Annotated in this window: 16 protein-coding genes, 1 tRNA gene and 1 CRISPR repeat array; of the genes, 8 read left to right on the top strand and 9 right to left on the bottom strand. The window is 42.7% G+C overall.

Features of this window, described 5'->3' with window-relative positions; genetic code table 11:
- Window positions 1–60: 60 nt before the first annotated feature.
- Genes TPSD3_RS08150 through TPSD3_RS08135 form a run of 4 tightly spaced genes read left to right on the top strand, consistent with a single transcriptional unit; the run spans window position 61 to window position 4,926 of the window.
- Window positions 61–615: a DJ-1 family glyoxalase III gene (locus TPSD3_RS08150; protein WP_086488062.1), complete on the top strand. Its 555-nt coding sequence runs from the start codon at window positions 61–63 to the stop codon at window positions 613–615.
- Complete coding sequence (locus TPSD3_RS08145; protein ID WP_245391545.1) at window positions 608–1,180, top strand: class II aldolase/adducin family protein; 573 nt, start codon at window positions 608–610, stop codon at window positions 1,178–1,180. Before TPSD3_RS08150 ends, TPSD3_RS08145 begins: the two co-directional genes overlap by 8 nt.
- A gap of 46 nt (window positions 1,181–1,226) precedes the next feature.
- Window positions 1,227–4,337, top strand: a complete 3,111-nt coding sequence (locus TPSD3_RS08140) for an ATP-binding protein (RefSeq protein WP_086488061.1) — start codon at window positions 1,227–1,229, stop codon at window positions 4,335–4,337.
- Between the two features lie 16 nt (window positions 4,338–4,353).
- A complete protein-coding gene (locus TPSD3_RS08135; RefSeq protein ID WP_086488060.1) occupies window positions 4,354–4,926 on the top strand; it encodes a Maf family protein in 573 nt (190 codons plus the stop codon).
- Here the strand turns inward: TPSD3_RS08135 and TPSD3_RS08130 are convergent.
- The 4 genes from TPSD3_RS08130 to hrpA all read right to left on the bottom strand — a co-directional run bounded on the left by TPSD3_RS08130 (window position 4,923) and on the right by hrpA (window position 10,969).
- On the bottom strand, window positions 4,923–5,174 hold the full coding sequence (locus TPSD3_RS08130; RefSeq protein WP_086488059.1) for an FAD assembly factor SdhE: 252 nt from the start codon (window positions 5,172–5,174) through the stop codon (window positions 4,923–4,925). The genes TPSD3_RS08135 and TPSD3_RS08130 overlap by 4 nt on opposite strands.
- A gap of 74 nt (window positions 5,175–5,248) precedes the next feature.
- A tRNA-Arg gene (locus tag TPSD3_RS08125) sits at window positions 5,249–5,325 on the bottom strand.
- Window positions 5,326–5,481: 156 nt separating this feature from the next.
- Complete coding sequence (locus tag TPSD3_RS08120; RefSeq protein ID WP_086488058.1) at window positions 5,482–6,846, bottom strand: ATP-binding protein; 1,365 nt, start codon at window positions 6,844–6,846, stop codon at window positions 5,482–5,484.
- 211 nt (window positions 6,847–7,057) lie between these two features.
- Window positions 7,058–10,969 carry an ATP-dependent RNA helicase HrpA gene (hrpA, locus tag TPSD3_RS08115; protein ID WP_217884400.1) on the bottom strand — a complete coding sequence of 1,304 codons (3,912 nt, stop codon included), beginning with the start codon at window positions 10,967–10,969 and terminating at the stop codon, window positions 7,058–7,060.
- 378 nt (window positions 10,970–11,347) lie between these two features.
- On the opposite strand from hrpA, the gene TPSD3_RS08110 reads away from it, so the two are divergent.
- Window positions 11,348–12,589 (top strand): TRM11 family methyltransferase, encoded by a 1,242-nt coding sequence (locus tag TPSD3_RS08110; RefSeq protein ID WP_086488057.1) that lies wholly within the window; start codon window positions 11,348–11,350, stop codon window positions 12,587–12,589.
- 74 nt (window positions 12,590–12,663) lie between these two features.
- Here TPSD3_RS08110 and TPSD3_RS08105 read toward each other — a convergent pair whose 3' ends face one another.
- Window positions 12,664–13,641, bottom strand: a complete 978-nt coding sequence (locus TPSD3_RS08105; RefSeq protein ID WP_086488056.1) for a malate dehydrogenase — start codon at window positions 13,639–13,641, stop codon at window positions 12,664–12,666.
- Window positions 13,642–13,915: 274 nt separating this feature from the next.
- On the opposite strand from TPSD3_RS08105, the gene TPSD3_RS08100 reads away from it, so the two are divergent.
- From TPSD3_RS08100 to lpdA, 3 genes are all read left to right on the top strand, one after another.
- Complete coding sequence (locus tag TPSD3_RS08100) at window positions 13,916–16,741, top strand: 2-oxoglutarate dehydrogenase E1 component (protein WP_086488055.1); 2,826 nt, start codon at window positions 13,916–13,918, stop codon at window positions 16,739–16,741.
- Between the two features lie 81 nt (window positions 16,742–16,822).
- A complete protein-coding gene (odhB, locus tag TPSD3_RS08095; protein WP_086488054.1) occupies window positions 16,823–17,995 on the top strand; it encodes a 2-oxoglutarate dehydrogenase complex dihydrolipoyllysine-residue succinyltransferase in 1,173 nt (390 codons plus the stop codon).
- 106 nt (window positions 17,996–18,101) lie between these two features.
- Window positions 18,102–19,517 (top strand): dihydrolipoyl dehydrogenase, encoded by a 1,416-nt coding sequence (gene lpdA / locus TPSD3_RS08090; RefSeq protein WP_086488053.1) that lies wholly within the window; start codon window positions 18,102–18,104, stop codon window positions 19,515–19,517.
- A gap of 236 nt (window positions 19,518–19,753) precedes the next feature.
- Window positions 19,754–21,383: a CRISPR direct-repeat array (repeat unit 28 nt; unit sequence GTTTCAATTTCCCGTTTGGGGTAGAAAG).
- 39 nt (window positions 21,384–21,422) lie between these two features.
- Here the strand turns inward: lpdA and TPSD3_RS18330 are convergent.
- From TPSD3_RS18330 to TPSD3_RS08075, 4 genes are all read right to left on the bottom strand, one after another.
- Window positions 21,423–21,797 carry a hypothetical protein gene (locus tag TPSD3_RS18330; RefSeq protein WP_425353088.1) on the bottom strand — a complete coding sequence of 125 codons (375 nt, stop codon included), beginning with the start codon at window positions 21,795–21,797 and terminating at the stop codon, window positions 21,423–21,425.
- Between the two features lie 290 nt (window positions 21,798–22,087).
- Window positions 22,088–22,330 (bottom strand): hypothetical protein, encoded by a 243-nt coding sequence (locus TPSD3_RS08085; RefSeq protein ID WP_086488052.1) that lies wholly within the window; start codon window positions 22,328–22,330, stop codon window positions 22,088–22,090.
- A 272-nt stretch (window positions 22,331–22,602) separates the two neighbouring features.
- Window positions 22,603–23,532 carry a hypothetical protein gene (locus tag TPSD3_RS08080; RefSeq protein ID WP_086488051.1) on the bottom strand — a complete coding sequence of 310 codons (930 nt, stop codon included), beginning with the start codon at window positions 23,530–23,532 and terminating at the stop codon, window positions 22,603–22,605.
- Between the two features lie 454 nt (window positions 23,533–23,986).
- Entirely contained in the window at window positions 23,987–25,351 is a 1,365-nt protein-coding gene (locus tag TPSD3_RS08075) for an Hsp70 family protein (RefSeq protein ID WP_086488050.1), read from the bottom strand.
- Window positions 25,352–25,535: the final 184 nt, after the last annotated feature.

Genomic DNA, 25,535 nt, shown 5'->3' with positions numbered 1-25,535 from the left:
GATTGCGGTGTTGGGCGAATCGGCGTGTTCGCCCACAACGACAAACGAAAAGAGGTAAACATGATCACAGTATTAGTTCCTTTAGCGCAAGGATGTGAAGAGATGGAAGCAGTGACCATCATTGATATTCTGCGCCGTGCGGGCATTGATGTTGTCACTGCTGGGCTAGACTCTCGTCCCGTCAAAGCCAGTCGCGGAGTTACTTTGCTCCCTGATACCACCTTAGAACAAGTGGTTGATCGTTCGTTTGACATGGTGGTGTTGCCCGGCGGCTTGGGCGGGACGGAAGCACTCAACAGCGACCCACGCATTCATAAGATTTTAGAAAAAACCTACCGTTCTGGCCGTTATTTAGCGGCTATTTGTGCTGCGCCAAAAGTGTTGGCTGATGCGGGATTGTTAGAACATCGTCATGCCACTTGTTATCCGGGCGTTTTAGACAGCCAACACTATCCCGAGGTTAAATTATTACCCGATGCCGTGGTGTCGGATGAGCGGCTGGTCACCTCTCGCGGTCCTGGTACAGCGATAGATTTCGCATTGACGTTGGTTGAACTGCTCAAAGGCAACCTTGTACGGCAACAAGTCGAAGTGGGGTTGGTGCGCGGTGCTTAACACTTATTCCGATTACGATCTATGCGCCAAACTGGTGATGTGTTATCGTTGGTTACGGCAATACGAATTGAATGATTCTCACAGCGGCAATGCCTCAGTGCGCTCTGGACAAACGGTTTGGGTTACGCCCACCGGTGCGTGTGCGGATACCTTGACCGTGTCAGATTTGATTCAATGCCATTTGGGAGAAAAACCGCCTGCCGGTGCTTCTCTGGATGCGCCGTTACACTTGGCGGTGTATGAAAAAAATCCCCAAGCCCAAGCTGTATTGCATAGCCATAACCCTTACACCGTGGCCTTGACGATGGACGGTAAAGATTTTGTGCCTATTGATTTTGAAGGACATTATTATTTTCCCGTCGTGCCGGTGTTATCGATTCCTTACGCCCGCTACGTGGCGGATGCGCCAGAACAAGTCTCTACGGCATTAATAGGGCATCCGGTGGCCGTGGTGCGGGGACATGGGGTATATGCGCAAGGTGATACATTAAATTTGGCTTATAAGTGGGTCTGTTCACTGGAGTTATCCGCTAAAACGGCATTTATCGCCCGACAAGTCCGATAAATTTTGCAATTCCCATTTACCGTTAATCGTTTTGGATAGGTTCTAAATGGAACGTTTACATGAAGCCTCACCACTGCCGGGATTATGCCCTTATGCGTTGACGCACGCGCCTTTATTCGCGGGGCGTAATGCGGTCATCAATGAGGTGATCACCCAATTACAAGCCTTGGCCGACAAGCATTACCCTTGTTTGGTCATCAGTGGTCAAAGCGGCAGCGGTAAAACTTCTTTGTTGCAAGCGGGGATTTTGCCGCGGTTGTTCGCCCAAGAAGACACCCAATGGCGACATGCGTCGTTACACGCCCGCAGTGCTGATGTATTCGGTCAATTGTCTGAGGCCTTATTACAAGCCTTACCTGAATTAAGTAAAACCCAGTCACTTAATGCCGATGAATTAATGCAATTATTACGCGAACATCCGGATACTGTGCGTTTATTACTTCGCACCACCTGCCATTTACTCAGTGATTTAAGCGCGTCTTGTGCGACGGAAAAAACGAATTCGCCCACGAAAATTATTTTATTTATCGATCCGTTAGAAGATTTTTTACTGGAAGAATTAACGCCCACTTTACGCCATCAATTTATTTATACCTTAAAAGCCTTATTAACCAGCGATCACGTGTGGATTATTGCCGCATTGGATAGCAGAGCCAGTCGTCATTTTTTAGAAGGGCAAACGGTATGGTTAGAATTATTTGCGACGGCGGGACATTATGCGTTACCCGCGCCAAGCAATGAAGAGATACAAGAAATTCTCCAACACACTTTAGAATTAACGGGCTTAACCATTAAGGACAATGAAAGTCAGTTAAAGGCACAAATGGTTCAAGCGACATTAGCCACTTTACCCGTACTCAGTGCATTAGGTTTAGGGCTGCAACAATTATATCAACACCGTGAAGGGCAATACTTCAGCGCAGCCGCGTGGCAGCAAACGCCGATTAGTGAACAATTAATTGCACAACAATTAGAACTTTTTTATCAACAATTATCCCCAGAATCACAAGTGATTATCGCTGAATTATGGCGCGCTTTATCACAACCTTCGCCCATAGGCAGTTATCGTTTGCGTTATGTCAGTGAACGGCGTTTAATTCGCAGTGAATGGCATCAACAATTAATTGATCGTTTATTGCAACAGGGTTATTTGATATTAGATCAACGGCATTATTTACAATTAAGCCATTTGGTGTTAATTGAAAACTGGCCGCGAGCGCAACAATTCTTAACGCTAAATGCCCTGCAAATCACGGGAACATCGTCCACCGCCGCGACTCGCGCCGAATCTCGCCAAGCGCGTCTTATTCAGAAACAACACCATCAGCAATTAATGACTGAAGCCAGTCGTAAATTATTGGCGGTCATGCACCATTTATTCAGTCGCTGGCATCTTCCGCCCCGTCCGATTCCGCAAGCCCAAGGTGGCAATCGCGCAGTGATTACCCTCAGTTTGATTGGAGGAGTGGCGGTGACCAGTGTCGTACTTGGCGGATATGGCTGGACTTATTTCAAGCAACAACAGGAAGTCACGCGAGAAAGCCAACGGGCTTTAGCCCTGAGTTATCAAGAAGTTGGCGGTTTACAACAGCGTTTAGGGCAATCTTCAGCGGCTTTGCAAGCGTATCAACAAGCGTATTCTTTATTACATCGTCTGGAGTCAACGCTGCCGACCGTGCGCTTATTGGCTGAAACGGGCTTGAACGTAGGCGATATTTACCAACAACAAGGCGAATGGCAGCAGGCGTTACAACATTATCGCGGCGTGCAGTTACAATTGCAGACTTCGTTACAACAATCGCCACATTCACCTGAATTTAATCACTTATTGATTCGCAGTTTGCAGCAACAGGGAGATTTACAGCGTCAATTGGGGCATCTTTCCAGTGCCATTCATTTTTATCAAAACGCTTTAGATCACATGGAATTATGGGGCAATCAAGAACATCCATCCCTACGCACTAAAGCCACATTACACCAAACCATTGCCCAATTATTAGACCGCTTAAATCAAAATCAATCCGCCTTATCACATTATCAAAAAGCACAACAATTATTTCAACAATTAGCCCAATACAGCAGTGAACAATCGCTGCAAGATCAAGCAGAAAGTTATCGCCAAATTGCCCAAGTACAGCATTCTTTGGGACAATTAGACCTTGCGGTTATTTCCTATCAAAAAGCCTTAGCTTTACGGGAAAAAATAAACCAAGATTTTCCCTCCAGCGAGGCACAATGGGCATTGGCAGATACGCACCGTCATTTAGCAGAAGTCTATCAAAAACAAGCCAATTATCCCTCAGCGTTAGAACAGGCTGAGAAAGCCTTAGCCTTATGGCAAAAACAAATTTATCAACCCGATCATTTAGCAGCTTTACAGTCTTTAGCCGAATTATACGATCTCATGGGACAAATTCATTTTAAAAATGAAGCCTTTGCCTCCGCATTAACTCAACATCAAAATGCACTTAATACGCGCCAATTACTCGCCACCCGCATAGACAGCGTCAATTTACGCGATTGGGCATTAACGCATGATTATTTAGCTAAAACTTATCTGGCTTTAGAACAACCTGAAGACGCATTAACCGCATACCGTCAATCCCTTGCATTAACCGAACAATTAGCCCAACACGATCAGGAAAATTTAACCTTACAACGCGATCTGTCTATTAGCTATGAACATGTGGGCGATGTCGAGTCTTTATTAAAAAATAAAGAAGCGGCATTAATCGCTTATCAACACTCATTAACATTAGCGCAACAATTAGCCGAACGTCGGCGCATGGAGAATACTGATCCGTTGCTCAGTGCCGAAATGGTACAACAACAACGCGATTTGGCGATCAGTCACGACAAAGTCGCCAAAGCCCAACAAGATTTATACGATTACGAAGCCGCGTTGACCCATTATCGCGCTGCATTGAGCTTACGCGAAGAATTACCCAATGAAAACATCGCGTTGCAACGGGAAAAATTATTTAGTTGGTTTAAAATGGGTGATTTACTGCGTCTGTTGGACAGAACCGCAGAAGCGAGAGCGGCTTATCAATCCGCACTGGGTATTGCGCAAATGCTGGCAGAACGCCAGCCCAATCACGCGCAAACAGAACGTGATCTTGCCACGATTCAACAGCGTTTAGAGCGTTTAAATTAAGAATAGAGAGTGACTGATGCGCCTATACCTCGCCTCCCAATCTCCGCGACGGGCTGAATTGTTGCGACAAATTCGCGTCCCGTTTGAACAGTTCAGTGTTGATCTTGATGAAAGTCGCTTTCCTCACGAATCGGCCAATGATTACGTACAACGTTTGGCACGCGCAAAAGCCCAAGCGGGTTACGCCCAGTGTCAAGATAAGACGGCTTGGGTGTTGGGGGCGGATACGGTGGTGGTTTATCGCCAATACTTATTCGGCAAACCCGACAGCCCGCAAGAAGCCCAAGACATGTTACAACAATTGTCAGGGCAACGGCATCACGTCATGACCGCTGTAGCTGTCGCACATAACGCCCAGTGTTATCACCAGATTAACATCAGTGAAGTGGAGTTTCGCCCTTTAACGCTGGCGGAAATTCAAGCGTACATTGCCACCGGTGAGCCATTGGACAAAGCAGGCGCGTATGCCATTCAAGGCTTGGCCGCGCCATTTATTTGTCATTTATCAGGCAGTTACTCAGGTGTTATGGGATTGCCTTTGTATGAAACCAGCCAGTTATTGCAGGAAATTGGGTTTTCTTGGCTTTAAGATGGAAGGCGGGCTTTATTGAGAATTTGCACCCAATAATGATTAGGAATGGTTTCCTTGCCAATCACGTAAGAAAATAATTCTGGATCAGGCAATTCTAATAACTCTTGAAATGCCAGTTGTTCTTCTGCACTGGCTTCGGGGTAATGTTCATTTAAATAACGAGTTAATAACAAATCTAATTCTCGCATTCCCCGCCGACAATGCCAGCGTAAACGTGAGATAAATTGCGCGTTATTATTGTTCATTTTGTTTTCCTTTAACTCTAAGTGAATCTATCTAGGAAAACGAAAGTTTTCATAAAAATTTTACAACGATAAAGTGGCGCGCCCGAGGGGATTTGAACCTCTGACCTTTGGCTCCGGAGGCCAACGCTCTATCCAACTGAGCTACGGGCGCGTGACTAAAGCAGACTATTCTAGCACGAGCAACTGTAAAAAAACAATGCCATTTTTGGTATTCAATATTTGCACTTAAAACCCTCTCTACATGTAATTCTTGAATCGTTTGAGAGGGATTAAGTTAAGAGTGACTACATCATGGTGTATTAATGGCTTAATTTAAAGTATCAGCCAATTTTTCCGCATGAAGTTCATTTTCTGAGGGGAGAGATTCTAGTTTTTTCTTCTTTTTCTTTTTATCTTTCTCAATAGAGACATGAACTGGCAAACGAATAATAAAAGTGCTGCCTTTGCCTAATTCACTTTCTACCTGAATAGAGCCACCCATTAATTCACAAAAATGGCGCGTAATGGCTAAACCTAAACCTGCCCCATCATGACGACGTGTGGCCGAATTATCGGCTTGAGTAAAGGCTTCAAATAAATGCGGAATTTTCTCTGCATCTATCCCAATGCCTTGATCGCGTACACCAAAAACAATCCAGTCTTGTTTGCCTTCTTTCTCAGGTGCAGCAAATAATAAAATTTCACTGTTTTTAGAGAATTTATTGGCGTTACTTAACAAGTTTAATAAGCATTGGCGCACTTTCATGGGATCGGCATGTAAATGGTCGAAATAATCACATTTAATTGCCAACACATTATTATTCGAGCGCAACATGGGATGAATAGTACTAGCCACTTCTTGCAACAATTCTTGAAAATGAAATGACTCTAAATGCAATTCCACTTTACCCGCTTCAATTTTGGAAATATCCAAAATATCGCTAATTAAACTGAGCAAATGCTTACCCGCTTGCAAAATATGCGATAAATCTCCTGCGAATTCCGTTTCTCCCTGTTCTTCTGCCTCTTCTAATAGCAGTTCACTATAACCCAGAATGGCATTAATAGGGGTACGCAATTCATGGCTCATATTCGCCAGAAAACGGCTTTTAGCGTGATTGGCGGCTAAAGCTTGTTCTGTGGCGGCTTCGGCGCGCATGGTGGTAATCATTAATTCAGCCGTGCGCTGTTCTAATTGCTGCACTTTTAAGGCGAGGGCTTGATTATATTTTTGCGTTTTAATCTCCGTAATTCTACGCAACAAATCCATCACCGTTCCCATACCGCGATAAAGCCCACTTTCGGCAATAATAAAATCCTGTGCAATGGGATGTTGCATATTATTGGTAATGTATTGGCTGGCGATTTCAATAGGTAAATGGCTTTCAATAATTAACGGATTGGCATCCATAAAACGCACAATCTGTTTACGCCCGTGCAATTCACGCCCATAACTGCTTAAATAAACATCCATTAATTGATAACGATGCACGATACCAATTGGAATTTGTTGCTGCACGACGGGCAAAGAATGCAAATCAGGATGCGCAATAAACAATTTACCCACATCTTCCAGTGAGGACTCAGGCGGAATAAAAGTCCGCTCCAAAATAAGATTAGACATTGTTTCAACAATGCGATTTTCTAAATTAGCTAATTCTTTAGCCAATAGTTCTGCTTCTGAGGACATCATGATCACACTCGCAGCTTTACATCAAATACGTTTTAAATTTAAAAGCCCAGATTAAGGGTGTTGAGAGTTTAACAAAAAATAATGACAAAATGATGTCAGTAGCGCACTTTATTTTATTTTGAAACAAAGCCAAATCAATCGGTGTTGGCCTTATTAAAAATAGTACACACCTTTGGTTATTGTCAACGTGAAATCAGGGGATGTAAAAAATTTAACGAATTTGTTTTAATTCCGTCCAAAGTTTATCCACGCGCTCAATAGAAACAGGCACGGCTGTTTTTAATTCTTGCGCGAATAAAGACACGCGCAATTCTTCTAATAACCAGCGAAATTGTTCAATTTGATCAGGCGTGGCTTTTAGCTGTTCACGAGTGGAGCGAAACGCTGACCAATAACGTTCCATTTGTGTGGCGCGTTTGGCATCATTATGAGGAGAATGGGTTAAGCGTTCTAAACGAATTAGAATGGCTTTTAAATAGCGGGCTAAATGATTAATTTGGGATAAAGGCGTATTTTGAATAAAGTGTGGATAAATTAAGGTGTCCAAATGGCTGCGAATTTCGGCTAAAGCAGGATGCGGCGGCGCGGAATTGCTTTTATTTAAATTTTGCGTGAGTTCATGATAAATATCAAAAATTTTAATGAGTTGCTGTGCCGTTTCCGCAGCCAACGGTAATAAACGCGGTTGTCCTGTTTGCAGCCGTTGTAAAAAAGCCTGCGCATTGCGCGGTAAAGGCGCGGTTAAAAAAAGTGTTTCTACCAACTTTTCTAATAGCTCTTGTTTTAAATCTTCACAGCGTCCAATTTTGCTATATTGCAAGCATAAACGGTGATCAATTGGCAGTTGTTTTAATAAAGACTTTAACGGTAAATTTAATAAAAATAACCGTCGCAATCCCGCATAAAATAAATGTTCAGCCTGTTGTGGACTGTCCACTACTTTTAAATCAACATGGGTTTTTTGGTCTAATAAAGTGGGAAATCCTGGAATATCGATCCCATTTAACATTAAAGACACTTGCGACGGCAATTCGCCAAAATCCCAGCGGGTTAAATGCGTGCGTTCGATGCCGCTATGAGCAGCAATCACTTTTTGACATTCGGCACTGGCTTGATCGCCCCATTTGGCTTTTAATTGCAATAAATCTCGGCTTAATGTCAATGCCCGATCTTCGGTATCGACCAATAAGAAACTCATATTTAAATGCACAGGTAAACTGTCTAAATGAAATGGTTTTTCAGGTAAAGGTTCACCTAAATGGCGTTGTAAAAAAAGCGTTAATTCCGTCAATAATGATCCCGTTGGCGTATGGGGATTGCCCATTTTTTCCATTAAGGCCAAAGTCGCCGCTTTAGCCACATCAGGCACGGGTACAAAATGCCGTCTTAATGCTTTGGGTAAACTGCGAATTAATGCCGTAATTTTTTCTTCTAATAACCCCGGCACTAACCATTCAAATGGCGTAGGCGTTAATTGATTTAATAAGCTGGTGGGAATGGTGACGGTGACACCATCTCGATCATGTCCTGGTTCAAAATGATAAGATAAAGGTAAAGATACGCCGTGTAATTGCAAATGATCAGGGAATTGTTGCCGTGCAATTTGATGGTTAGAATGAGAAACCACATCATCATGCGTTAAAAATAATAATTTTGGGTTATTTTTTTCTGCTAATTTACGCCATTGTTCAAAATCATGAATATTATAAATTCCCTCTGGAATTCGCGCATCATAAAAAGCAAATAATTGTTGTTCATCGACTAAAATATCTTGTCGCCGCACTTTATGTTCTAATTCTTGTATCTCTTGAATTAATTGTTGATTGTGACGAAAAAAAGCGGCATTGGTTAAAACCTCTCCCGCGACTAATCCTTCACGAAGAAAAATTTCTCGTGCCAATACGGGGTCTTTAGGGCCATAATTAATGCGTCTTTTTGCCACCAACGTTAAGCCGTATAAAGTGACGCGTTCAAATGCGCCGACTTGTCCGGTGCGTTTTTGCCAATGCGGTTCAAAATAATGTCGTTGACATAAATCTCCGGCGACTTGTTCCACCCATTCTGGCTCAATTTTCGCCACACAACGCGCATATAATTTTGACGTTTCTACTAATTCCGAAGCCAATAACCATTTCGGTTGTTTTTTAAATAAACTGGAACCGGGGAAAACATAAATCTTTAAACCCCGTGTGCCTTGATAATAATCTTCCATTGATTTAGTGGCCACATTGCCCAATAACCCCGACAATAAACAACGATGCAAGGCGATATAATCGGCTTCAATTTGATTTAATATCCAACCTAATTCGCGCACCAATGTTTTTAATTGTTGATGAATATCATGCCATTCTCGCATTCGCAAATAAGAAATAAAATGATCGTGACACCATTGGCGCAATTTATTATTCGATAAATGTTGCGATTGCTGTTCATAGGCTGTCCATAATTTAAGAAAACTTAAAAAATCAGATCGCTCATCCATAAAAGCCAATTGCGCGGCATCAGCCGCCGCGGCAGCATCCAAAGGACGCTCACGCGGGTCTTGAATGCTTAATGCACTGGCAATAATCAACATTTCGGTTAAACAATGTTCCTCTTTTGCCGCTAAAATCATGCGCCCAATACGCGGATCAATCGGCAAACGGGCTAATTGTTTGCCTAATTCGGTTAATTGTCTTTTCGCATTGACCGCGCCTAATTCAATTAATAAAGTAAAGCCATCATTAATCATTTTCGGCGTGGGCATTTCCACAAATGGAAAATGATAAATATCGCCTAAATGCAGCGATAACATTTGTAAAATAACGGAGGCTAATGAAGTGCGTAATAATTCAGGTTCAGTGAATTCAGGGCGTTGTTGATAATCCAATTCCGAATAAAGACGGATACATAAGCCCGGCGCAATCCGCCCACAGCGTCCTTTACGCTGATCCGCACTGGAACGGGAGATTTTTTCAATGGGCAAACGCTGCACCTTATTACGCACGCTATAACGGCTAATGCGGGCTAAACCAGGGTCAATCACCGCTTTAATGCCCGGCACCGTCAACGAGGTTTCTGCGACATTTGTCGCCAGCACAATGCGGCGTTTTTGACTGGGAGAAAAAACGCGATTTTGTTCATTTACTGATAAACGCGAATAAAGCGGCAATAATTCAGTATTAAGCCATTTATGTTTGCTTAATGCGTCGGTGGTTTCTCTAATTTCTCGTTCGCCGGGCAAAAAGATTAAAATATTGGCTTGACGATCATGTTGATTAATTTCTTCAACTGCATCAATAATGGCTTGTTGTAAATCTCGATCTTGCTGTTCTTCATCCTCATTCATTAACGGACGATAACGCAATTCAACAGGATAAGTTCGGCCAGAGATTTCAAGAATAGGCGCATGATTAAAATGCGTAGAAAAACGCTGCGTATCAATGGTGGCAGAGGTGATAATTAATTTTAAATCAGGGCGTTTAGACAAAATTTGTTTTAAATAACCTAATAAAAAATCAATATTTAAATTACGCTCATGGGCTTCGTCGATAATTAACGTATCATATTGTTCTAAAAACCGATCATTTTGCGTTTCGGCCAACAAAATTCCATCGGTCATTAATTTAATATAACTTTGCGGACTTGTTCGATCCGTGAAACGCACTTTATAACCGACGGCATGTCCCAAAGGATGATTGAGTTCTTCGGCGATTCTTTGGGCGATACTTCGCGCTGCAATTCGTCGCGGTTGGGTGCAGCCAATAAAGCCGCGCATTCCCCGACCAATACTTAAACAAATCTTTGGCAATTGGGTGGTTTTTCCCGATCCCGTTTCCCCTGCAATAACGACCACTTGATGCTGTTTAATTAATTCGCCAATTTGCTCTCTGTGCATAGAAATGGGTAATTCTTCAGGAAATGCTGGCACCGGACAATTGAGAATCCGTTGTTGTTTTTCTTGCGTGGAACGCGCAATGGCTTGTAAGAAATTTTCATATTGATCGGCTGGAATGGGTTTTTTATGTTTAAGATATTGTTGCCAATCGCGTAACTGCCGTTGCAATCGATAATGATCACGGCTCATGACTTCGGAAATAGAAGAAAATAGAGATTGTAAGTGTTGTGCAGTGATAGTTGTCATTTTTGTATTTGCAATACTGCAAATCCCTCGTTCTGTGTCACAAAATATAATACATTGCGTCGAGTGTGCGCAAGCCTTCAGTTTTGCCATATTTTCGCAATAAGTATTTCGCGTCCACAGGCATTTCTAACAGGTGTAAAATGATGGGCTGATCCGCGCCCAACATTTCGCCCGAGGCAATGCGAAACAGTAAAGAAGAAGTACCTCATTTACCGAGTCAATCTCGCTATACCGATTATAAGCCACAACGCAGCTCAGGTGGAGTCATTGATGAGGCGATATGACAAAAAAACTAGGGCAAGAAATCATGGAACAGGTTTTAGAATATTTGAAGATAAATTACACTTATTGTTTCAAAAAATAGAAGATATATAAATCATGAAAACTGAAAACAAATATTTAGATACTTCTTGGGATTTTAGAACTGCTAATGTTAAAGAATATACCCATTGTTATCATAATTATCCCGCAATGATGATTCCTCAAATTGCAAATAGATTAATTAATCTTTATGGTAAAAATGCAATAAGGTTATTTGATCCCTATTGCGGCACGGGAACATCTCTGGTCGAGGCCACTTTAAAAGGAATTAACGCTTTTGGGACGGATTTAAATCCAATGGCAAGATTAATTGCTGAAGCTAAAACGACGGTAATAGAATTGCCAATTTTAGATTTATATTTAAAAGAATTTAATGCGTTTTTATTTTCGCTGAATTTTGGCATCAATACGATTAATGTTGTTGTTCCTGATTTTAAAAATATTGATTTTTGGTTTAAAAATGAAACTAAAGAAAAATTAGCAATAATTAAAACTTTTATAGATAATATTAAAGATGAAAAGATTAAGCAATTTTTCTGGGTGGCATTCAGTGAAACGATTAGAGAAAGCAGCTTGACAAGAAATAGTGAATTTAAACTTTATCGAATGCCAGAAAAACAACGGGATAAATTTAATCCTGATGTATTTGGAATGATTAATTCTAAATTAGCGCGCAATAGAAAAGGATTAAAAGACTATATCGAGAAAAGAAAGGATGTTGAAGCTGTTATTTATGCGTTTAATTCTTCTGAAAATATTGAAAAAATAGACGATAATTCTATTGATATTGTCGTCACCTCTCCGCCTTATGGCGACAGTAAAACAACAGTGGCATACGGCCAATTTTCTCGCTTATCAAATCAATGGCTTGGCATTGAAAACGCCAGTCAAATCGATAACCAACTGATGGGCGGAAAGGCCAGAAATGTGACTAAGCTAGGGGTTAAAATCATAGATGAGGCGATTGAAAAAATAGCCGAATTAGACGAGAAAAGAGCCAAAGAGGTTTATAGTTTTTATGTTGATTATAGCCAATCGATTGCGCATGTTGCAAAAGTGATAAAAAAAGGCGGCTATGCGTGTTATGTTGTGGGAAATAGGAGAGTCAAAGAGGTGATATTGGAAACCGATGAAATAACAAAATCATTGTTTCAAGCACATGGATTTGAACATAAAAATACTTTCATCAGAAATATACCCAACAAAAGAATGCCCAGCAAAAACAGCCCAAGCAATATCATAGGAAAAACCGCCAGCACCATGAATAATGAATATATTGTGATTATGCAGAGGCGGTAATAAACAAGGGATAACACCACCACCGATGTTATCCCTATTGAATTGGCTTTTAATTAAGCCTTAAAAACTCGCCATTAAGCCAATAAATCAGCTACCGCATCGCGTTCTTGTTCTAATTCTTTTTGGGTGGCATCCATGCGGGCGCGGCTGAATTCGTCGATCTCTAAACCTTGTACAATGCTGTATTCGCCGTCTTTCGTGGTCACAGGGAAAGAGTAAATTAAGCCTTCGGGAATCCCATAACTGCCATCGCTGGGGATCGCCATGCTCACCCAATTGTCACCTGTTCCCATCGCCCAATCGCGCACGTGTTCTAACGCCGCGTAACCTGCCGATGCCGCACTGGATTTGCCACGTGCTTTAATGATCGCCGCACCACGTTGTTGTACGGTGGGGATGAAATCATTCACGATCCACTCTTGATCCACTAACTCTTTTGCCGCTTTGCCTGCTACAGTTGTATGGCTGATGTCAGGGTATTGTGTGGCAGAATGGTTGCCCCAAACGACCATTTTCTTAATGTCAGTGACACGTGAACCTGTTTTGGCCGCTAATTGGCTTAATGCCCGATTGTGGTCTAAACGTGTCATGGCTGTGAAATTTTTCGCGTCTAAATCAGGCGCGGATTTCATCGCAATATACGCATTCGTATTGGCTGGATTGCCGACGACCAACACTTTTACATTGCGTTTGGCGTAATCGTTTAAGGCTTTGCCTTGTTTGGTGAAAATGTCGCCGTTAATACGCAATAAGTCGTTACGCTCCATCCCAGGTCCACGCGGAGTCGCACCGACCAATAACGCATATTCTACGTCGGTAAACGTGACTTTCAAATCGTCGCTCATGACGATGTCGTGCAGCAACGGATAAGCACAGTCATCAATTTCCATCGCCACACCTTTTAAGGCTTCTAAGGCCACAGGCATTTCTAACAGGTGTAAAATGATGGGCTGATCCGCGCCCAACATTTCGCCTGAGGCAATGCGAAACAGTAAAGAATAAGAAATTTGACCTGCGCCTCCAGTGATGGCAACACGAACGGGTTGTTTCATAATGTATTTCCTTTACGTTGTTTTGAGTGTTGGTGAGGAGTTGGCCGGAGTTCGGTTATTTTTTTGTTGAACCCAGGCCGTAAAAGTCAGGAAGTCGTCGTAAAATCCCTTACAATACGGGATGTTGTCACGATGAATCACCTGCTTTTGAGTTTAAGGGTATGGACTAAGACAAGCCGTACAAATAAACTTCGATTTATGATAACAAATAACTTATCATTATACTTTGATAAAATGATCCAGTGAGCCAAAACATCTTTTGATAGGAACAAAAATGGATACACAAAGCTATCTCTATAATGCTGACTTTATTGATGAATTGTACGAAACCTACTTGATTGATCCCCAACAAGTCGATGTCGGCTGGCGGCAGTATTTCGCACGCTTGCAACAAGAACAACCGCTGTCACAGCCTGAAGTACCTCATTTACCGATTCAAGCTCGCTATACCGATTATAAGCCACAACGCAGCTCAGGTGGAGTCATTGATGAGGCGATGCTGGCGGCGTTTGCGAAAAAGCAAGCAGCGGTGTTGCGTTTAATCAATGCGTATCGTTTTCGTGGACATCAGCGGGCGCAATTAGACCCTTTGAACTTGCAAGAGCGTCATGCTGTCCCTGATTTAGACCCTGAGTTTTACGGTTTAACCGCGGCGGATATGAATGCGACCTTTGACACGGGGTCATTATATGGTACGGAACGCGAAAAATTGTCCAATGTGATCGCGTTGTTGAAAAAAGTTTATTGCAATACTATCGGTGCAGAATACATGCACATTACCGATACCACGCAAAAACGTTGGATTCAGCAGTATTTAGAAGGGGCCAAGGGAGAGTTTAAGCTGGATGTGGAGACGAAAAAACAAATTTTAGAACGTCTCACGGCAGCACAAGGTTTAGAAGATTATTTGCATACGCAATATGTGGGTCAGAAGCGTTTTTCTTTGGAAGGGGGCGAAAGTACCATTCCTTTGTTAGACGATTTGATTCAGCGGGCGGGCGGTTTGGGTGTGGCGGAAGTGGTGATCGGAATGGCGCACCGCGGACGCTTAAATGTGTTGGTGAATATTTTAGGTAAACGTCCTAAAGATTTGTTTTCAGAATTTGAAGGCAAAACAGAACACCAAGGCACACAAGGCTCTGGCGATGTGAAATATCATCAAGGGTTTTCTTCTGATGTCAGTACGCCCGGTGGCAATGTGCATTTGGCCTTGGCATTTAATCCGTCGCATTTGGAAATTATTAATCCTGTCGTGGAAGGTTCTGTACGCGCCAGACAAGAACGCCGCGGCAATAATAAAAATTCAGTGTTGCCGATTTTGATTCACGGGGATGCGGCGTTTGCCGGTCAAGGTGTGATTTTGGAAACGCTGAATTTGGCCGAAACTCGCGGTTATGGCACGGGCGGTACGGTGCATATTGTGATTAATAACCAGATTGGTTTTACCACCAGTGATCCGTTGGATTCGCGTTCGACTTTGTATTGTACTGATGTGGCGAAAATGGTGCAGTCGCCGATTTTTCATGTGAATGGAGATGATCCGGAAGCGGTGATTTTTGTGACACGCTTGGCCATGGATTATCGCATGGCGTTTAATAAGGATGTCGTAATTGATTTGGTATGCTATCGCCGCCACGGGCATAACGAAGCCGATGAACCCGCCGCGACACAGCCTGTTATGTATCGCAAGATTAATCAGCAAGTGAAAACCCAAGCCTTGTATGCGCAAAAGTTGGCACAGCAGGGCATTATCGGGCCAGAAGAAGGCGAGCTGATGTTACAACAGTATCGCGCTTCTTTGAAAACAAAGGATGTGGTGTCGCGTCCGGTGAGTTTGGAATTTAAGAATATGATTGATTGGCGGCCGTTTGTCGGTACGCATTGGACACAGGAATGTGACACAACGATTTCCCTTGATGTGTTGCAAGATTTGATTAAACGTTTTACAACATTGCCCGACGGTTTCCAATTAAATCGCAGTGTGGCGAAATTGATGGATGCGCGGCGGAAAATGGGATTGGGTGAGTTGCCATTGGATTGGGGGTGTGCGGAGACGTTGGCTTATGCCAGTTTGTTGGAAGCAGGGACTCCGGTGCGTTTGTCAGGTCAAGATTGTGGACGCGGTACGTTTGCCCATCGTCACGCTGTTTTACATGAAGCGGAAACGGGTGAAACGTATTTGCCTTTGCGTAAGTTGTCGGATAAGCAGGCGAATTTTTTGGTGATTAATTCGCTGTTGTCCGAAGAAGCGGTTTTAGGATTTGAGTTTGGTTTTAGTTCTTCTGATCCGCATACCTTGGTGATTTGGGAGGCGCAGTTTGGTGATTTTGCCAATGGCGCGCAAGTGGTGATTGATCAGTTTATTAGTTCTTCTGAGTCGAAATGGGGACGCTTGAGCGGTCTCGTGATGTTGTTGCCACATGGTTATGATGGTCAGGGGCCTGAGCATTCTTCAGCGCGTTTAGAGCGGTATTTGCAGTTGTGTGCAGAGGATAATATTCAGGTTTGTAATCCTACTACGCCCGCGCAGTGTTTCCACATGTTGCGTCGTCAGATGTTGCGTCCTTATCGTAAGCCTTTGATTGTCATGACTCCTAAGAGTTTGTTGCGTCATAAACGCGCCGTGTCGCATTTTGAGGAATTTACGGATCGCGGTTTTCAGGTGGTGATCGATGAAGTCGATCCAAATATTGTCCCTGAGAAAGTGAATCGTTTGTTGTTCTGTAGCGGTAAGGTTTATTACGACTTGGTTGAAGCCCGCGAGGAACATGGTATTGATGAAGTGGCGATTATTCGTTTAGAACAGCTTTATCCGTATCCTAAACAGGCGATTGCTGAGGTGTTGGCGCGTTATCCTCATGTGAAGCATCGGGTTTGGGTGCAGGAAGAACCACGTAATCAAGGCGCGTGGTGGTATATGCGGGCGCACATGGATGTGAATTTGGGTCATGAGGAGAGTGGCCGCATTGAGTATGCTGGCCGTCCTGCTTCGGCTTCGCCGGCGGTGGGGTCGTTGCAGGTGCATCGTCAGCAGTTGCTTGACTTTTTGAATGATGCGTTGCAGTTGGATGAGCGGTCGGCTAAACGTCGTACTGCTTAGTTTTTTTGAGTCCGACAGGAGTTTTTTGGGGAATTTCTGTCGGGTGTTTGGTTTTTTTAGTCCACCAAAAGGAAAATAATAATGTCTGTTGAAGAAGTTAAAGTGCCTGTTTTGGCTGAGTCTGTGGCTGAAGCGGTGGTGTTGGAATGGTATAAAAAGCCCGGTGATGCAGTTGCCGAAGGCGAGAAATTGGTTGATATTGAGACGGATAAAGTGGTCTTGGAAGTGGTCGCGGGTCAAGCGGGGGTGTTGACTGAGATTGTCAAGCCTGCGGGCGAGATAGTGGCCAGTGAGGAGTTATTGGGTCGGGTGAGTGTGGGGACGGCTGCGGCCGCTGCGCCTGCGCCTGTTGCGGCTGCACCGGTGGCTGCTGCGCCTGCTGCGGCCGCCAGTGATCCGAAAACAAGCCCGGCGGTGCGTAAGTTGGCCAGTGAGTCGGGAATTGCGCCTGCCTCTGTGCCACATCAAGGGGATCGGGTGACTAAAGCGGATATGTTAGGCGCAATCGCAGGCAAAACCACGGCTGCTCCTGTTACGCCCGCTCCTGTCGGCGCACGGTCAGAAGAGCGTGTGGCGATGACGCGCTTGCGTAAGAGTGCGGCTAAACGGTTGTTAAATGCGCAGCAGGAACATGCGATTTTGACGACGTTTAACGAAATTAATATGAAGCCCGCTATGGATTTGCGGAATAAGTATAAAGATGATTTTGAGAAACGGCATGGGGTTAAACTCGGTTTTATGTCGTTTTTTACTAAAGCGGCTGTCGCGGCTTTGCAGCAATTCCCGATTATTAATGCGTCTACGGAAGGGGATGATATTGTTTACCACGGGTATTATGATATTGGGATTGCGGTGAGTTCGCCTCGCGGTTTGGTGGTGCCAATTTTACGCGATGTGGATGCGATGTCTTTCGCGGATGTGGAGAAGTCTATTTCTGATCTCGGTAAAAAAGCCCGCGATGCGAAATTGACGATTGAAGATTTGACCGGTGGGACTTTTAGTATCACGAATGGCGGTATTTTTGGATCGATGATGTCCACGCCTATCTTGAATCCCCCACAAAGTGCCATTTTAGGAATGCACAATATTGTGGAACGCCCTGTGGCTGAAAATGGACAAGTGGTCATCCGTCCGATGATGTATGTGGCCTTGTCTTATGATCATCGTATTATTGATGGCCGCGATGCGGTGCAGTTCTTGGTGGCGGTGAAAAAGGCAGTTGAAGACCCCGCCCGTTTGGTGTTGGAACTTTAAAGCGTTTTTTTTTCGTCCATTCCCGTTTTCTCCCCTCTGTCGCTGGGAGGGGAGAAGGTTGAAGCGGGGCGGTTTTCTTCTTCATGGTTTTTTTTGAGGTTGTGTTATGTCTGATTTTCAAGTGTTGGTGATCGGCGCGGGTCCCGCAGGTTATGTGGCGGCTATTCGTTGCGCGCAGTTGGGTTTTAAGACGGCTTGTGTGGAAAAATGGATTGATCCAAAAGGCGCGAATGTTTTAGGTGGTACGTGTTTGAATGTGGGGTGTATTCCTTCTAAGGCGTTGTTGGATTCGTCTCATCATTTTTTACATTTGCAAAAACATGCGGCGGATCATGGCATCGCAGTGGATGGTTTGAAACTGGATGTGGCGACGATGTTGGCGCGGAAAGATAAGATTGTGCAAAATTTGACTTCGGGCATCGCGGGGCTGTTTCGTAAGAATAAGGTGACTCGTTTGGAAGGGGCGGCGCGTTTTGTGTCGGCGAATGAGGTGGCGATTACGAAGGCGGACGGTTCTGTGGAGACGGTTCGCGCTGAGAATGTGATTGTGGCGACGGGGTCTGTTCCTGCTCGCTTGCCCATCGCGCCTGTGGATGGGGAGTTGATTGTGGATTCAACGGGGGCTTTGTCTTTTGCGTCTGTGCCTAAGCGGTTGGGCGTGATCGGAGCAGGGGCGATTGGTTTGGAATTGGGCAGTGTGTGGTCGCGCTTGGGCAGTGAGGTGACGATTTTGGAAGCTCTGCCCACGTTTTTAGCTCCTGTTGATCGGAAAATCGCTACGGCGGCTTTGAAAGAATTTAATAAGCAGGGTTTGACGATTCATACGGGCGCGAAGTTGGCCGCGGCTGAGGTGAAAGGCGGTGAGGTGCATTTGTCGTATGAAAAAGACGGCACTGTGCAGTCGTTGGTGGTGGATAAGTTGGTGGTGGCGGTCGGACGTAAGCCTTATACGGAAGGTTTGAATTTGGAAGGGGTGGGCGTTCAGGTGGATGAGCGCGGTTTTGTGAAGGTGGATTCGGGACGTTGGACGGGTGTTGGTGGTATTTATGCGGTGGGTGATGTGATTGGGGGGCCGATGTTGGCGCATAAGGGGTCTGAGGAGGGGATTATGGTGGCTGAACGTTTGGCCGGACAGAAGACGGAAATGCACTATGATGTTATGCCTTGGGTGATTTATACGTGGCCAGAGATTGCGTGGGTTGGTAAGACAGAAGAGGAGTTGAAGGCGGCAGGTGTGGCGTATAAGGTGGGTCAGTTTCCTTTTGCGGCCAGCGGTCGGGCGATGGCGCATGGGGATACGTCGGGGATGATTCGTATGTTGGCTGATAAGCAGACGGATCGGATTTTGGGTGTGCATTTGTTCGGTATTTCGGCTTCGGAGTTGTTGGGTGAGGCGGTGTTGGCGATGGAGTTTGAGGCGAGTAGTGAGGATTTAGCCCGCACGATTCACGGTCATCCCACGTTGTCTGAAGGTTTGCATGAGGTGGCTTTGGCGGTGGATGGTCGTATGATTCATGCGTAGTTTTTCTTAGGTTTTTTGTATTTTATTTTGGGCTTTTTTCCAGCGTGTTGGGTTTTTTTGTTGCGTTTTGGATGAGGCTATGAAATAATATCCCAACTTCGACCTCCGTTTACGCCAAAACCCTAGGGGGTCGAAGTTGATAACGAAGAATACGGTAACGAGAAATCAAGAGGTTACAAAGTATGACTGATTATATTACTTTGCTTAATCGAGCGTCAAGCCGCATTTTTCGGAGGGTTTCAATTTCCCGTTTGGGGTAGAAAGTAACCAGTTTGTGTACCAGTCTTATACTTCTATTCGTTTCAATTTCCCGTTTGGGGTAGAAAGGTAAAAATACAGCAAAAAGAAGTTGTTAAAGAGCCTAGTTTCAATTTCCCGTTTGGGGTAGAAAGTGAGAATGGCATTAGTGATGCCGTTAATAGTGTATTTGTTTCAATTTCCCGTTTGGGGTAGAAAGCAATTAGATGAATTGGAGGCTGCAGGAGCATGTGGAGTTTCAATTTCCCGTTTGGGGTAGAAAGAGATTTGCGTATGGACTGTTTGAGAAGGGCAGTAGTGTTTCAATTTCCCGTTTGGGGTAGAAAGATGACGCATCGTCGCTCTTTTTTAGTTCCTCTATTAGTTTCAATTTCCCGTTTGGGGTAGAAAGGTGATTCATGAGGTATTACTAACTGTCAATAATAAAGTTTCAATTTCCCGTTTGGGGTAGAAAGACTGATAATTCAGATGGCTCCGCGATAGCTTTTGGCTGTTTCAATTTCCCGTTTGGGGTAGAAAGAAAGAGCGTAATCAATGAATTATAACATTGATTTAAGTTTCAATTTCCCGTTTGGGGTAGAAAGTATTGATGATGTCAATACCTATTTTTTGTATTATCCGTTTCAATTTCCCGTTTGGGGTAGAAAGTTAGAACCTAAAATAGTCGCCTTTTGTAAAAACGTTTCAATTTCCCGTTTGGGGTAGAAAGTAAGCTGCGAATCTCATGAAACGTAGGCTTTTCACTTGTTTCAATTTCCCGTTTGGGGTAGAAAGGCACTAATCTGTTGTTTATTTATCTTTGCGCTCGCATAGTTTCAATTTCCCGTTTGGGGTAGAAAGTCAACCTGCACGCAAGGCGTTGTCGGCACTTACATAGTTTCAATTTCCCGTTTGGGGTAGAAAGAAGGTAGGACTTAAAAAAGTGACGGTTTTAGATATGGTTTCAATTTCCCGTTTGGGGTAGAAAGGATGCTATTAAGAGTGAAAAAGATGGCTTAATTGAAGTTTCAATTTCCCGTTTGGGGTAGAAAGAACTCTGACTCAGTCCAATTTTGTAGCTTTTTAACCGTTTCAATTTCCCGTTTGGGGTAGAAAGAGCTTTTCGCTCGGTGATAGCGCGGCGTGGATTTTGTTTCAATTTCCCGTTTGGGGTAGAAAGATGTTAATCATGGGGCTTGACTGGGTGTGGTTTTCTGTTTCAATTTCCCGTTTGGGGTAGAAAGCAGAGATTGTTAAATTTGTTGAAAATATTGAAACAGTTTCAATTTCCCGTTTGGGGTAGAAAGACAAGAGATTTTGGTAGATATTTTTAACCGCTTACAAGTTTCAATTTCCCGTTTGGGGTAGAAAGTAGTGCTGAGCTTGCAAAGTTCATCACTTTCGCAGTGGTTTCAATTTCCCGTTTGGGGTAGAAAGTAATTTGGTGGAATTCCACCAGATTAGCCACATCACGTTTCAATTTCCCGTTTGGGGTAGAAAGTACCTTAAATAAAAATGATTATATTTTAATTATATGGTTTCAATTTCCCGTTTGGGGTAGAAAGTTTCGGTATATAATTACACCTAAATAACTTGTACCCGTTTCAATTTCCCGTTTGGGGTAGAAAGTAACCACATCAGTTTCAATACTTTAGCAGCGTCTTCGTTTCAATTTCCCGTTTTCCTCGTTCCCACATGCCATGTGGGAATGCAGTCCAGACGCGCTGCGTCAGGAATCAAGCACCATTCTGTATCAATTTGTCCTTGTTTATTACTCGACGTGGCACGTCGTGACTGCGTTCCCACATGGCATGTGGGAACGAGATAACGAGATAATTTGAGAATTGACAAAATTGATTCGTGCTGGAAAATAGGAAAAGCAAATTCTTTAGATTCTGAAAATCCTGAAATTTTCCTCGTTCCCACATGCCATGTGGGAATGCAGTCCAGACGCGCTGCGTCAGGAATCAAGCACCATTCTGTATCAATTTGTCCTTGTTTATACTCGACGTGGCACGTCGTGACTGCGTTCCCACATGGCATGTGGGAACGAGATAACGAGATAATTTGAGAATTGACAAAATTGATTCGTGCTGGAAAATAGGAAAAGCAAATTCTTTCCTCGTTCCCACATGCCATGTGGGAATGCAGTCCAGACGCGCTGCGTCAGGAATCAAGCACCATCCTGTATCAATTTGTCCTTGTTTATACTCGACGTGGCACGTCGTGACTGCGTTCCCACATGGCATGTGGGAACGAGATAACTTGGATATGGGTGTGTGATTTTGCATCAATCAAGGCATACCATGCGCTTGTATCAACAAAAAGTTCTGTCATGGTTTTTTTCCGTATAAATGGCTATCATGATTTTCAGCAATCGTAGGGTCATCACTTTCAAAACAGCCTGCTAAAGTATCAAGTGCAGTGTTTGTATTAGTGGTAAAATGTGTTTTTGCTTGATGTTGTTGGATATAGACAAATAAAAGTTGATTAACTAATTGTTCTAAATTTTTTTGCTCGCTATATTGCAAGGCTTGTTGTGCAAGCGTTTCATTTAAATGGACTTGTGTATTCATGAGTGTGATGCTTAGGGTTTGATAGTAAGTACAGATAGACTGAGGCAGAAAGCCCATCAATCGTGTGATTCGACAGATGGGCTTATGGCGGGTGGGAGAGTGCCGTAGGGTGTGCGAAATGCCGCCATGATGTTTAATTTTAGCACGGTGTTTGACGGCATTTTGTTCAATGATTTGTGGTAATGGTGGGCAAATGCCGTTAGGGTTTGTGTTAAAAAAAATTTAATGGCGGCATTTGTTCACTCTACACAGCACACGACTAGAGTATTACTCTATACATTATTTGTTTTCTGCTCGTTTCGTTCTTTTTCTTTGCTGTGCATATATATTATATCTGATACCCATGCTAGCTCATTTTCTTTCATCAATCCATAAAACTGATTGATAAGTGGATGATCTTTTATAGATTTTTCATCATTTAATGGTTTCCCAATGTCATTTTTTTTTCTTGATGTAAATAGATAATTAATGCTATTAGCTAAAACATCAGCTAATAAAGTTAAACCACTATTCTTTGGTTCAATTTCTATTTCATACTCAGTGTTTTGAATCTCTAAAAAACCATATGATTCAGGTATTTCAAAACTTATTATCATAGTCCGTTTGACAATTTCTTGTTTTTTTGTATCATAGCCTGTGAATTTTTTTTCAGTAGGTGAAAAATCAATAATATTTTCAGCGGTTTCTTTAAAATTTTTCAACACAGGATTATCAATATTATCAGATAAGAAAACTAATTCATAATCCTGACCAAAGGTATCAAGACAATATGCAATAGACTTACAAAACAAGCCTTGAAATAGACTGACATGTAAGCTATTATGTTTAGGGTTTCCACTTATTTTTATATCTGATTTAACATTAGCCTTTGAATCATTTTTTATTTTATCCATTCTTCTGTGTTCTGCATAAAATCCTTCCACATGAATAGCTTCATGTATACAAACGAGATTTTCATCCTTTATTATTCCATAAACATCTGATCTTAAAGATTCTTTTTCTGGATCAGGTAAGTCCGTAATGTGCTGTTTTCCATTTATAAAATATGAATTAGCAATGTTATTTAGTTTTTCTCTTATATCCTCTATCTTATTTTCTGGAATAAAAACCCCTGCAAATACCCCTGTTTCACCTTCATATTTTTCAGTTTTATTAGAATATCCCTTTGCACCAGACTCGTCACAAACTAAATATATTTTCATGATCCACCGTTTAAATGCTTATAAAGCACAAAATTATAAGTTGTTTACCATAGAACATCAACATCAATAGTTCGGATAATTTTTTAAAGTATTTAATAAAAGTTAAATATTTAATGAGTTAAGGTTTTTAGCAAAAACATATAACCTATTGATTTAATTAAATACCTTAAAGAACTGTCTGAACCATTGAGATATAGGAGTTATAGCTAACCATCAAAAGATTATAACTTTTGTGAAAAACTATTCGAATTACTTGTGCTATTCTATCATAGAAAGAACCAAAAAGTTCACAAAAAAATAAAACACAACCCCATCAATACCCCTCATAAATTTTATCATTTGCCCATACCAAATACTAATAATACACTGTTTTGCTAAACCCCTAAAAAAACTAACCCGCGTCGAGCCACCACCCAAGCGCGGTAAGCTGCTATCCAATACACCATCACTCCCCTTACAAATCCATTTCCGAATAATGTAAACCGCTCATTTTTTCTTCTAAATTACCCAAAGGGGTTATTTTAGTTTCGCCTGATTGATCGGTCACGTGTAAAGTAAATAATAAATTATCATTCACGGCAAAACCAATGCGCCATTGATTATCCGCATGAGGATTGGGAATAAAATCGCGTAAATGACCGCGTAAATCAATATAACGCCGCCGTCCATTCGCCACATCTAAAAACAAGGTTAATGCAGTGGTATCTAATGCCGCTTCACTCATGACTTTTAACCACATCGCCGTATAATGTGGTTTTTCATAAATCGCCAATTCCTTACCTTTCTCTAATAACAATAAATCCACTTCTTCTAAATAACGATTTCTGGCTTTAATGCCTACACTAATCGGACACGTTAAAGTCACCTTAAACGACTCATTAGCAATTAAAGCCGCGCCCTTGGCAATCGCCAATGCCGTATCGGTTAAATCAAAATAACTGTGAAATCGCTGATCGGCTTCAGTACGCGAGGCGAAAAAATGCCGTACCGTTTGCCGTGTTAAATAAAAATTAGAAAATCCCCCAACTAAAACCACATGAAACTGTTCACTTTCTTGATAATTAACTTGATGCTGTTCTAAATAACTTTGCATTTCTTGCAAGGCTTTATCTAATTCAGGTTTAATTAGCGTATCAAAAACGCTGGCCAAATCGGCCGCTTCTATCGACATATCCCCAACTTCAAAAATCTTTTTATTCGTGGCCGCATTGCGGTAATAACGTTCTAAGGCTTTAGAAATTTTCTCAGTTTGTGCAATTTTTTGTTCTTCAAATTCTTTTAAAGCACGATAAAAATGGCGCGGTGAATGTTCGTTAGAATAGCGTTGTTGTACTTTTTGCAACACGGCTTCATCAAAAGCGACTCCGGCCGCGCCCAGCGTTTGCCCAACTTCGCCGCGTCCCGTGCCTTCTAAAATGGTCACCGCTCGATCTTGTACGTGGCATAGACTTAAATCCAACGTTCCCCCACCATAATCGCAAATTAACAAATGACCTTGATACGTCCGCTGTTCTTTTTGCTGATAACAATGCGCAAAATAAACCGCCGCCGCGACCGGTTCACTCACCAAGCGCACTTTATGCGACAAGCCTAATTCATCACAAATTTGTTGTAACGTTTCGCGGGCGGCATGTTGTCCTTCTCGCACCCAAATTTCAGGCACAGTCAGCACTAAATGCGTAATGTCCTCAACTAAACCCATTTCTTGACAATAACGCGCTAATAATTGTTGTAAATAAATTCGCGCAATCGCCCGCGGCGCATGTTCCGAATAACCGCGGTTTTTTAAATAATCCTGATTATTTTCTGCCAATAACATTTTAAAATGACTATACCAAAATTAAGTCATTCATAAAATTTTTCTGTCAGAATCAGAATTTACAGAATTTTAGGATTTTCAGAATTAAAGAATAAAAAATCTGTTTAAAATAAACGAGTTGCAAGAGTAAATTTTGAAAATTTTTTAATTCTTTAAATTCTGATTCAGACAAAATAAGGATTCT

The sequence above is a fragment of the Thioflexithrix psekupsensis genome (assembly GCF_002149925.1).
In the GTDB taxonomy this organism is placed as follows: domain Bacteria; phylum Pseudomonadota; class Gammaproteobacteria; order Beggiatoales; family Beggiatoaceae; genus Thioflexithrix; species Thioflexithrix psekupsensis.
The sequence above is the reverse complement of the archived record's forward strand: the minus strand, read 5'-3'. Positions and strand labels throughout refer to the sequence as shown.

Bases quoted from the DNA above. Each gene is read 5' to 3' on its own strand.
- odhB (WP_086488054.1), top strand. From the start codon at position 16,823: ATGTCTGTTGAAGAAGTTAAAGTGCCTGTTTTGGCTGAGTCTGTGGCT.
- TPSD3_RS08105 (WP_086488056.1), bottom strand. From the start codon at position 13,641: ATGAAACAACCCGTTCGTGTTGCCATCACTGGAGGCGCAGGTCAAATT.
- TPSD3_RS08120 (WP_086488058.1), bottom strand. From the start codon at position 6,846: ATGATGTCCTCAGAAGCAGAACTATTGGCTAAAGAATTAGCTAATTTA.
- lpdA (WP_086488053.1), top strand. From the start codon at position 18,102: ATGTCTGATTTTCAAGTGTTGGTGATCGGCGCGGGTCCCGCAGGTTAT.
- TPSD3_RS08130 (WP_086488059.1), bottom strand. From the start codon at position 5,174: ATGAACAATAATAACGCGCAATTTATCTCACGTTTACGCTGGCATTGT.
- TPSD3_RS18330 (WP_425353088.1), bottom strand. From the start codon at position 21,797: ATGCCATGTGGGAACGCAGTCACGACGTGCCACGTCGAGTATAAACAA.
- TPSD3_RS08150 (WP_086488062.1), top strand. From the start codon at position 61: ATGATCACAGTATTAGTTCCTTTAGCGCAAGGATGTGAAGAGATGGAA.
- TPSD3_RS08080 (WP_086488051.1), bottom strand. From the start codon at position 23,532: ATGAAAATATATTTAGTTTGTGACGAGTCTGGTGCAAAGGGATATTCT.
- TPSD3_RS08140 (WP_086488061.1), top strand. From the start codon at position 1,227: ATGGAACGTTTACATGAAGCCTCACCACTGCCGGGATTATGCCCTTAT.
- TPSD3_RS08085 (WP_086488052.1), bottom strand. From the start codon at position 22,330: ATGAATACACAAGTCCATTTAAATGAAACGCTTGCACAACAAGCCTTG.
- TPSD3_RS08110 (WP_086488057.1), top strand. From the start codon at position 11,348: ATGAAAACTGAAAACAAATATTTAGATACTTCTTGGGATTTTAGAACT.
- hrpA (WP_217884400.1), bottom strand. From the start codon at position 10,969: ATGACAACTATCACTGCACAACACTTACAATCTCTATTTTCTTCTATT.
- TPSD3_RS08075 (WP_086488050.1), bottom strand. From the start codon at position 25,351: ATGTTATTGGCAGAAAATAATCAGGATTATTTAAAAAACCGCGGTTAT.
- TPSD3_RS08100 (WP_086488055.1), top strand. From the start codon at position 13,916: ATGGATACACAAAGCTATCTCTATAATGCTGACTTTATTGATGAATTG.
- TPSD3_RS08135 (WP_086488060.1), top strand. From the start codon at position 4,354: ATGCGCCTATACCTCGCCTCCCAATCTCCGCGACGGGCTGAATTGTTG.